The organism is Nocardia sp. NPDC055002 (assembly GCF_053608825.1).
The window spans coordinates 968894-979263 of the sequence record NZ_JBSGWE010000003.1; the positions used below are offsets into that span (position 1 = coordinate 968894).

Annotated in this window: 8 protein-coding genes and 1 tRNA gene; 7 read left to right on the plus strand and 2 right to left on the minus strand. The window is 68.0% G+C overall.

The features are described from left to right. Positions 1–22: 22 nt before the first annotated feature. On the minus strand, positions 23–487 hold the full coding sequence (locus ACWF99_RS16725) for a GatB/YqeY domain-containing protein (protein ID WP_378638716.1): 465 nt from the start codon (positions 485–487) through the stop codon (positions 23–25). A gap of 122 nt (positions 488–609) precedes the next feature. On the opposite strand from ACWF99_RS16725, the gene ACWF99_RS16730 reads away from it, so the two are divergent. The 5 genes from ACWF99_RS16730 to atzF all read left to right on the plus strand — a co-directional run bounded on the left by ACWF99_RS16730 (position 610) and on the right by atzF (position 6138). Further along, complete coding sequence (locus ACWF99_RS16730; RefSeq protein WP_101464816.1) at positions 610–1572, plus strand: metallophosphoesterase; 963 nt, start codon at positions 610–612, stop codon at positions 1570–1572. Between the two features lie 49 nt (positions 1573–1621). Further along, the gene (locus tag ACWF99_RS16735) at positions 1622–3199 is read left to right on the plus strand and encodes a hypothetical protein (protein ID WP_452536581.1); all 1578 of its coding nucleotides are present in this window, start codon (positions 1622–1624) and stop codon (positions 3197–3199) included. Positions 3200–3266: 67 nt separating this feature from the next. Beyond that, positions 3267–3340 (plus strand) — tRNA-Pro (locus tag ACWF99_RS16740). Positions 3341–3725: 385 nt separating this feature from the next. Next, positions 3726–4430 (plus strand): GntR family transcriptional regulator, encoded by a 705-nt coding sequence (locus ACWF99_RS16745; RefSeq protein ID WP_378661909.1) that lies wholly within the window; start codon positions 3726–3728, stop codon positions 4428–4430. A 10-nt stretch (positions 4431–4440) separates the two neighbouring features. Beyond that, on the plus strand, positions 4441–6138 hold the full coding sequence (gene atzF, locus ACWF99_RS16750) for an allophanate hydrolase (protein ID WP_452536584.1): 1698 nt from the start codon (positions 4441–4443) through the stop codon (positions 6136–6138). Here the strand turns inward: atzF and ACWF99_RS16755 are convergent. Next, complete coding sequence (locus tag ACWF99_RS16755) at positions 6095–6763, minus strand: arsenate reductase ArsC (RefSeq protein ID WP_452536586.1); 669 nt, start codon at positions 6761–6763, stop codon at positions 6095–6097. The two genes, atzF and ACWF99_RS16755, sit on opposite strands and share 44 nt — an antisense overlap. A gap of 762 nt (positions 6764–7525) precedes the next feature. Between ACWF99_RS16755 and ACWF99_RS16760 the strand changes: the two genes are divergently transcribed. Beyond that, entirely contained in the window at positions 7526–8764 is a 1239-nt protein-coding gene (locus ACWF99_RS16760; RefSeq protein WP_452536588.1) for an APC family permease, read from the plus strand. 75 nt (positions 8765–8839) lie between these two features. Beyond that, positions 8840–10192 carry a serine hydrolase domain-containing protein gene (locus ACWF99_RS16765; RefSeq protein WP_378638702.1) on the plus strand — a complete coding sequence of 451 codons (1353 nt, stop codon included), beginning with the start codon at positions 8840–8842 and terminating at the stop codon, positions 10190–10192. Positions 10193–10370 lie beyond the last annotated feature (178 nt).

Below are 10370 nucleotides of genomic sequence, written 5' to 3' on the forward strand. Positions count from 1 at the left end.
CGGACGGCGGCCTTCGTTCGTTCTACAGCCGGGCCTTGACCGCGGCGGAGAGCCGCGACCCGTCGGCCTTGCCGTCGGCCAGCGCGGTGGCGGCCTTCATGACCTGCCCCATCTGCTTCATTCCCGGGCGCTCACCGAGCTGCTCGGCGACCTGGGCGATCGCGGTATCGGCGACCTGCGCCACCTCCGCGTCGTCGAGCTGGGTCGGCAGGTACTCCTCGATGATCTGTTCCTCGGCGCGCTCGTTCGCGGCCAGTTCACCGCGACCGTTCTGCTCGTAGATCACGGCCGCCTCGTTGCGCTTCTTGGCTTCCTTCTGCAGCAGCGACACGACATCGGCATCGGAGAGTTCGTGCGCCTCCGTACCGGAGACCTCGGAAGTCTGGATAGCGGCGAGCAGCATCCGCAGGGTCGCGAGACGCAGTTTGTCCTTGGCTTTCATCGCGGTGGTCATATCCGCGCGCAGCTTGGCTTTCAGTTCCGACATGCGGTTTACCGTAGTCGTTCGCTCAGTGGAGTCCCATCACATTTCCGTCGCGACGGAAATTCCAGACCGTTTGTGCGGAAACACACGCGCCGATCCGGGAGGGGGTCGCCTATGCTGGGCAAATGCCCGTTATCTCGACGTCCGCTGTCCGCCGAACCGCGTTGGGAGCCGCCGGGGCCGCCGTCGCAGGCATCGGCTACGCCACGCTGATCGAACGGAACGCGTTCGTCCTGCGCGAAGCCACGATGCCGGTGCTCGCGCCCGGTTCGCCGACGTTGCGCATTCTGCACGTCAGCGACCTGCACATGATGCCGGGCCAGCAGCTCAAACAGCAGTGGCTGCGCGAACTCGACCGCCTCGAACCCGACCTGGTCGTGAATACCGGCGACAATCTTTCCCATCCCAAGGCTGTGCCCGCGGTGGTGCAATCCCTCGGTGCGCTGCTGGCTCGACCCGGCTTGTTCGTGTTCGGTTCGAATGACTATTTCGCGCCGGTGCCGAAGAATCCGCTGAAGTATTTCAAGAAAGATCACCGTCGCGTCTACGGCGATCCGCTGCCGTGGAAGGACCTGCGCGCGGCATTCACCGAGCGCGGCTGGCTCGATCTGACCCACACCCGGCGCGACCTCGAGGTGGCGGGCATCCGCATCGCCAGTGCCGGCGTCGACGACCCGCACCTGCAGCGCGACCGCTACGACACGGTCGCGGGCGCACCGAACCAGCTGGCCCAGCTCAGCATCGGTGTCACGCACTCGCCCGAGCCGCGCGTGCTCGATCGCTTCGCCGAGGACGGCTACGACCTGGTGCTGGCCGGTCACACCCACGGTGGGCAGCTGGTCGTTCCCGGTTACGGCGCGCTGGTCACCAATTGCGGTATCGACAAGTCCCGGGTGAAGGGCGCCTCGCAGTGGGGCGAGCACACCCAGCTGCACGTCTCGGCTGGCATCGGCACCTCGCCGTGGGCGCCCTACCGCTTCTGCTGCCGCCCCGAGGCCACGCTGCTGACCTTGGTCGGCGCCCAGCCCAAGCGGCCGTCCGCCGACACCGGCTTCGGCATTTCGACCTCGGAGGCCGTCGCCCGCTAGGGTCTGGCTCCGAACGACATTGTCATTGAGGTGTCATCAGGAGACGACCGTGAGCAGTGGATCCGACGACAGGCGCGACGACCCGACCGTATTCGGCGGGTCCGGCGCACCGGACCAGCCCGACCAGCAGTGGCAGCGGCCCGGTTCGCCGGATTCGGCTGCGGAACAGCCGAATCCGGGCGCACCAGATCCCACCGCGGTGTGGACGCCGGGCAGCACCGGCCTCCCGCCGACCCTGCGCTGGGACGGATCCGGTCCACCACCCGGACTTCCCGAACCCACGCAGTGGGCACCGGCGGGTCCGCAGGATTGGCAGGATTCCGGTAACCCTCCTGCGGGACAGCAGGTTCCGCAGCCAGGGCAGGCAGACCCCACCCAGCTGCGCCAGCCGACACCCTGGCCAGGGGCGAATCCGCCTGTGGGTCAGCCGGGTTCGAATCAGCCTTGGCAACATGCGCCTGCCGGGCAACCTGGCCAGCAGTGGCACCCTGGGGCCCCGCAGCCGGGCGGACCGGTAGCTCCCGGCGCCAATTTTCCTGGCGGACAACCTGGTTCGAATCAGCAGTGGCAGCCGGGCACGAATCCGACTGCCGGACAACAGCCTCCGGGCCAGTGGGGCGCGCCGGTGCCTCCCGGTCAGCAGTGGGGCGGCCCCTCGGCCGGTGCGCAGCAACAGTGGGGCGGTCCGGCGAATCCGCCCGGTCAGCAGCAGTGGGGCGCGCCGGCCGGGCAGGCAGATCCGACCAGGGTCGGCGCACCGGGCTGGCAGCAGCAGGCACCGCAGCAATACGGCGAAATCCCCCCGCTGGATCACCAAGGCATCCAGACGTACGGCCAGCCCCTCCCGCCCAACCAGAAATCCGGGAACAAGGCGGCGATCTGGGCCGCGGCAGGTGTGGCGGCGCTACTTCTGGTCGGCGGCACGATCACCGCGGTCGCGCTCACCCGCGGCGACGACGCGCCGACCACCACCGCGGGCGGCACTCCTTCGATGGTCAGCGCCCTGTCCACCACCCCGGCGCCGGCCTCGTCGAGCAAGCCCAAACCCAGCACCACCACCCCCGCGCCCTCGGGCGCCGCGTCGAACCGCAAACCCCTGATCGAGGGCTACCAGGTGGTCGCTTCCCCTGACCGTGGCGCCGCCTACGACGTCCCGGCAGGCTGGAAGGTCGCCACCGAAACCACCATCGGCGGCGTCGGTGAACCCCCCGGCGACTCGGTGATCGGCAAGGGTTACGCCTCCGACGGCCGCGACTACTGCCCGAACTCCACCCGCACCATGTCGCTGCTCACCGGCTCCAAGAACGCCGACAACGCCGCGGCGGGCGCCGAACTCGGCACCAAGGCCGCCCCCCTCGCCTACCAGGGCTCGAAGGGCACCGCCGGCCCCGCCCAGCCGCTGAAGTCGATCGACGGCAAAACCGAGGGCATGTTCACCGAGACCACCGGCACCGTCCCCGCCCCCAAACCCGGCTGCGCCGGCACCTACTCCGTCTACACCTACGCCTTCAAAGGCGCCAAGGACGGCAGCTTCGTCATGGTCATGATCGCCGACACCGGCGTTCCCGGCGCCATCGACGCCGCCGAGGCCAAGCGCATCTTCAGCTCCATCAGATCCCTCGACTAACCCCCATCTGACCAGCCAATTTAACGTTTCACGACCCCACGTTGTAAGCTACTTCAGGTTCGCCTCACGGGGTGTGGCGCAGCTTGGTAGCGCGCTTCGTTCGGGACGAAGAGGTCGCAGGTTCAAATCCTGTCACCCCGACGTGTTGGTTGAGACACAGAAGAGCCCCTGATCAGTTCACTGGTCAGGGGCTCTTCGCTTGTCTGTGGGGGTTCGCGGTCGAGGGGGTTCGGCCAGCAGATGGTGATGGCCGTGAGGAAGATCAGGCCGAGGATGAGGGCCAGGATGATGGGGCTCATGGGGGTCGCCCTTCCGGGGTGAGCGGAGGTGGGAGCGCGACGGTGGGCTCGTGGTTCGAGTGTGGGCGTGTCCGTGGCGGGTGGGGTTGCCTGCGTGTTCGGGGTTGGTTGAGAAGTTCTCCCTTCACGAGGCTCTGGATGGTGAGGGTTTCGGTGTGAGCAAGGGATAACGTGGCGCTTACTTTCTGTCACTTGATAGAAATTCGCGGTCGATAGCGTATACACCCATGTCGACAAGGGTGGATGCACCGGCCGAGGGCTCGGGAAGGCCGTTGCGCGACGTCGTGTACTCGACGTTGCGGGGGGAGTTGATGAACGGGGACATCCGGTTCGGGGAACGGCTCACCGAACCCAAACTGTCGGCCAGATTCGGCATCTCCCGCACGCCGGTTCGGGAGGCACTCACCATGCTCTGCTCGGACGGGCTGTTGCAGCGCGAGGAGTTCGGGTTCAGTCCGGTGCGGCCGAGTGTGGCGCGGATTCGCGATCTCTACGAGTTGCGGCTGACCCTGGAACTGGGCGGGATGACGCGGGTGCGGGCAGATCCGCGGATCACCCACGACACCGCCCTGCTCCGCGCCGAGCGGCAGAAGTGGCTGGTTCTGCAGGCCGACCCGCCCGCCCAGGAGCCGGGTTTCGTCGTCGTCGACGAGGAATTCCATGTCGCCCTGCTGACCGCGGCGGGCAATGCCGAGATGGTGCGCGCCCTGGTGGCGGTGAACTCCCGGATCCGGCATGTCCGCATGTACGACTTCATGATCAACAACCGCATCGAGACCACGATCAGCGAGCACCTCGGCATTCTCGACGCCGTCCTCGCCGGTGATCTCACACTGGCCCAGCAGCTCTTGCACACCCACATCGGCGATTCGCTGGATGTGGTGCTCGAGCGGATCTCGCGTGCTGTCGCCGCCATGTCGCTGAGTGAATAGAGGAGCGTTTATGTCTGCCACCCCGACCGCACGGGTCGCCGCCGCCTACGCACGAATCGCCGAGGTGGATCGGCCCGAGGTCTGGATCACGCTGCGCTCCCAGGAGGTGCTGACGGCCGAAGCCGTCGATCTGGAACGCCGTGTCGCCGCGGGCGAGCAGCTGCCGCTGGCGGGGTTGCTCCTCGCGGTGAAGGACAACGTCGACGTGGCCGGATTGCCCACCACCGCCGCCTGTCCTGAATTCGCTTACGAGGCAACGGAAACTGCGTCTTCGGTGCAGCGGCTGGTCGCGGCGGGCGCGCTGGTGCTGGGCAAGACCAACCTCGACCAGTTCGCCACCGGGCTCGTCGGCACGCGCAGCCCCTACGGCGCCGTCCGCAATGCCCTTCATCCCGAATTGATCTCCGGCGGTTCGAGTTCCGGCTCCGCGGCGGCGGTCGCGCTCGGCATCGCCGACCTCGCGATCGGCACCGACACGGCGGGTTCGGGACGCGTACCTGCCGCACTGCACGGAATCGTCGGCATCAAGGCCACGCTCGGTGTGATCCCCGCCCATGGCGTCGTCCCCGCCTGCGCCGACTATGACGCGGTCACCATTTTCGCCGCCGGCCTGGGCCTGGCGGTCACCGCCGCGAAGACGATGGCGGGCAAGGACTCTCGCGACCCACGCAGCCGCGAATGGCCCGCCGACGTCCGCCTCGCGGCATCCGCCGAGCCCGCGATCGCCATCCCCCGACCCGAAGACCTCGAGCCGCTGAGCCCGGCCTATCGAACGGCGTTCACGGAAACTGTCGCGGCCCTGCGTGATCAAGGCTTGCGCCTCACCGAAATCGACATCTCGTCACTTCTCGACGCAGCCCGCCTGCTCTACGACGGCGCGATAGTCGCCGAGCGGTACGCGGCGGTCGGCGAGTTCGTCGACAAGGGCGCACCGGGTCTCGACCGCACTGTCTCCGGAATAATCAGTGCCGCAAGAGAACTCGACGCGCACGCGTTCGCGCAGGACCTGGACGCCCTGGCCCGAGCCCGCACCACCGCGACTACGCTGCTCACCGGCTTCGACGGACTCCTACTCCCCACCACCACCGAACACCCGTCGATCGCCGAAGTCGAAGCCGACCCGCTCGCGATCAACCGCCGGCTCGGCACCTACACGAACTTCTGCAACCTCCTCGACCTCGCCGCCGTCGCGATCCCCGGCAAGCCGACCGCCGATGGCCTGCCGTTCGGCGTGACAGTCGTGGTCCCCGCGTTCGCCGACCAGTCGGCGGTCGACCTCGCCGCGCGCGTCATCGGCACCCCGGCGCCGCTTCTCGTGGAAACCGGTGTGCCCCTTGCCGTGTTCGGCGCCCACCTGCGCGGCCAACCGCTGCACTGGCAACTCGAACAGCTCGGCGCCCGCTTCGCAGGCGAGATCACCACCTCCGACGCCTATCGCCTGACCGCCCTCGACACCACCCCGGCCAAACCCGGACTGGTCCGCCACGGTGCGGGACAGGGCGCGCCGATCCTCGGCGAACTGTTCCTCGTCTCCCCCGCGGGCCTCGGCCGATTCCTCGCCGAACTACCGCCGCCAATGGCCCTGACCAGTATCGATCTCTCCGACGGACGCGCGGTGGTCGGCTTCGCGTGCAGCTACGACGCCGCCGTCGCCGCCACCGACATCACGCGGTACGGGAGCTGGGTGGCGTATCTACGGGATCGGTGACGTCGATGCCGAGCTCGGCGAGCAGGCCCGTCACGCGATGGCCGATGTCGTCGCGGATGGGCCGCACCTGCTCGGTCTCGAGGCCGGCCGGATCGTCGATGATCCACTCCACGTAACGCACCCCGGGCACCAACGGACAGGTATCGCCGCAGCCCATCGTGACGATCACGTCGGCGGCACGGATGATCTCGTCGGTCCACGGTTTCGGGTACTCGCGCGAGATGTCGATGTCGACCTCCGCCATCACCGCCACCGCGGCCGGATTGAGCTGCCCACTCGGCACCGACCCGCCCGACCAGGCCACCGCTCGACCCAGCGCCAGTTCTTCGAAGAAGCCGAGCGCCATCTGCGACCGGCCCGCGTTGTGTGTACACAGGAACAGCACCGTCGGACGCGGCCGGGCCACCTTGCCCTCGATCTTGGCCAGCGCCTGCAACCGTTGGCGCCCGAACCGCTCGGCCAGCAGCGGTAGGTACATGGTCACCGTCGCCCGAGCAGCGAAATTCTCGTAGGAGGAATGCAGGAAACGATGGATCGTCTCCAGCTCGAACATCGTCGCGAATTCTTCGCGCAGCCGCGCCTCGGCACGGTCGAGCGCGTCGGAGTGCTCCGCAATATCGACCACCCCCCAACACTTACCCGAATCCGGGCCATACGCAAACGCCCGGGCCGATCACCCCTCGATCGACCGGCCCGGCACGCGTACTCACCGACACAACGTGGAACATGTTCGGCCCAGCCCGTCGGTGTGGTTACCGTCGGCAGTGCGTCTTCAGCGTCTGGAAGAGCCACCTTCTGGTCTGCACCGCCGGGTCCGACCGATCACCCCTCGAGACCGATCGGACCCGGTTGTTCCGGTGTCTGAAGCAACAATGCGGTGTCGGTCTCTAGAGCTTCTTAAGAACAACTTGTCGGCGAAGTCGGGTTTTCGGCGATGATAGAAGTACCGACGCAAGGAGATCGACCATGGAAACCGCGATCGTCTGGTTGCTGGCAAGCCTTCTGTACTGGTTCAGCAACTTCTGATCCCCTGACACCGTCCACGAGAGAGCCCGGAATCAGGCCCTTCGCCCACCCATGAGACGAGGCAGGTACGCGTAACGCCGTACCTGCCTCGTGTCGTTGTGTGGATCACATCGAGCCGCCGGAATAGTTCACCGGCAGCAGCGGTTGGACTCACTGTCGACGTCCGAACAGCCCCGGGCCTCACCCCATTTGTCGCTACGAGCGACCACCCGCCGAGAGGCGCTTGTGGGGCGTCGGCACCCTGACGGGCCGTCCTCGAGGCGGCCCATCGACTCGAACGCCGCCAGGTCACCCTCATCGACCTGGCGGCGTTTGCCGTATCCGGGTCGCGGGGCACGCGCGCGTGCTCGAGGATGGGTCCATGACTTCGGATGGGCAGTTGCGGCGGGGACTGGGGCTGGGAGATTCAGTAGTGGTGGGATTGGGGGCGATGGTGGGGGCCGGGGTGTTCGCGGCGTTGGGCCCTGCGGCGGGGGTGGGTGGGTCCTGGTTGCTGGTCGCCCTGGGGGTGGCCGCGGTAATCGCCTATTGCAATGCGATGTCGTCGGCGCGGTTGGCTGCGCTGTATCCGGTGTCCGGCGGGACGTATGTGTACGGGCGGGAACGGTTGGGGCCGTTCTGGGGGTACCTGGCGGGGTGGGGGTTCGTGGTCGGGAAGACGGCGTCGTGCGCGGCGATGGCGTTGACGGTGGGGAGTTACGCGTGGCCTGAGCAGGCGCACGCGGTCGCGGTGGGGGCCGTGGTGGTGGTGACGGCGATCAACTATGTGGGAGTGCAGAAGTCAGCGCTGGCTTCGCGGGTGATCGTGGGCGTGGTGCTGGCGGTGCTGGCGGCGGTTGTCGTGGTGGGGGTCGGTGGGAGTCATTCGGAGGCAACGGTTCTCGACAAGGAGATCGGGCCGTACGGGGTGTTGCAGGCGGCGGGGCTGTTGTTCTTCGCGTTCGCCGGGTACGCGCGGATCGCCACGCTCGGCGAGGAGGTGCGTGCGCCGGAGCGGACCATTCCGCGGGCGATCATGCTGGCGCTGGCAGTGGCATTGGCGGTGTACGCGCTGGTGGCGGTGGCCGCGTTGCTGACGTTGGGGTCGGGTGGGCTGGCGGCCGCGCGTGATCCGCTCGCGCAGGTGGTCGAGGCGGCGGGGGCGGGATGGCTGGCGCCGGTGGTTCGGGTGGGGGCGGTGCTGGCGGCGGCGGGTTCGCTGATGGCGTTGATCCTGGGGGTCTCGCGAACCTCACTGGCGATGGCACGCGACGGGCATCTGCCGCGGGCACTGGCGATGATCCATCCGAAATACGCAGTGCCGCATCGGGCCGAGCTCGCGGTGGGTGTGGTGGTCGCGGTGCTCGCGGCGACGGTGGATCTGCGCGCGGCGATCGGGTTCTCCTCGTTCGCGGTGCTCGCTTACTACCTGATCGCCAACCTGTCGGCGGCCACGCTGACCGCCGCCGAGGGCAGGCCGCGGCGCTGGGTTCCGGTGCTCGGGGCGGCAGGTTGTGTGGTGGTCGGGTTCGCGTTGCCGATCGAGTCGGTGCTGGCCGGGCTCGGAGTGCTCGCGGCCGGCGCGGGGGTGTACGGGATTCGCAGTGTTGCGGGGAAGTGAACATGCCTGTGATTAGGGGGTTCAGCGGCCACGCTATACGGGTTACGGTGCGCGGCACGGGCTACTCTCGCCCGCATGCGGCACATCACGGGCGTTTTCGCGGGAACGATCGCTGCGGTGCTGGCCTCGGCGTGCCTATTCGCCGTTCCGGCCCACGCCGCGCCGAGTACGACCTGCGAGGTGACCTCAGGTCGCGACCTGGAGCGCGCCGAGCCCGAACAGGTGGGGCTGGATTCGGCGAAACTCGAAGCGGCACTCCAGTTCGCGGCCACCCGCAACCGGCTCAACGTCCAGATCTTCCGGCACAACTGCCTCGTCGGTGAGGGCCTGCGCAACGACGAGACCGGCAATACGCCGTGGAACATCTGGAGCGTCACCAAGTCGGTGGTGTCGTTGCTGGCCGGAATCGCTTCCGACGAAGGCAAAATCGATATCGCCGCCCCCATCGACCGCTACCTGCCGCCCGGTCTCGGCGACGCGGCGCACCGGTCGATCACCGTCGAGAACCTGCTCACCGAGACTTCCGGCATGCAGGTGGGAGTGCTGTCCGAGGGCATCACCGCGGTGATCCCCATCGACCCGCACTCGGCGGTGCAGGCGCTGTCGGTGCAGCTGACCAATCCGCCCGGCACCACGTTCAGCTACAGCCAGCGCAATGTCGACCTGCTGTCCTACGTGATCGAGCTGGCCGTCGGCGAACCGCTACAGCAGTTCGCGCAGCGGGAATTGTTCGACCCGCTGGGCATCCCGCGCAGCGACTACTACTGGGCAAGTGACCGATCCGGCCATACCTACGGCTACGCCCATCTCCTGCTGCCGCCCAACGACCTGGCCAAGATCGGCCTGCTCGTCTCGAACGACGGCCGCTGGGGCGCCGACCGGGTGATCTCCTCGGATTATCTGCGCGAAGCCCGCACACCGTCGGCGGCGAACAGCTGCTACGGCTACCTGTTCTGGCTGGGCGCCGATTGCAGCGAATCCCCCGACTTCCTGCCCGCCGACACGTTCTTCATGTCCGGACTGGGGCTGCAGAACGTCTTCTTCCTGCCGAGCCTGGACATGACGGTGATGTGGACGGGCCCGTTCGGCAACCAGACCGCCTACGGCCCGAGCGGCATCCTCGCCCACGCCGAAGAGCTCCCCCACGAGTTCTTCCGCCGCCTGTTCGCCGCCATCACCGACACCCAGGCCCCGACCGCCGAACCGTACGTAGAGCCCCCACTGGAGTTCGACGCGGGCAAACTCATCGACGCCAACATCCTGCTGGCCGTCTTCGGCATCGGCCCCGGCGCCTACCCCGGCTGCACCGTCTTCGACTGCCTCAACCAACCCCTGGCCGCCCCGTTCGCCAGCATCCCACCCGGCTGCGCCATTCTCGCCTGCGTAGGCAACGACCCCCGAACCCCCGGCATCCGCCCGCTCCGCTGACCCCCCCGGTCCGCACCCCCAGCCACACCGTGCACCCCAGATCCGCCATGACCACACAACCAGCCCCGCACCCGCGACCCCTAGGGAGCGGCGGCCACGAAGTGGCCGGTCGCGGCCGGGCCGCCGGTTAGCCGCCGGGGCGTAGGCGACGAAGGAGCAAGCCCCGGTGGCTAACCGG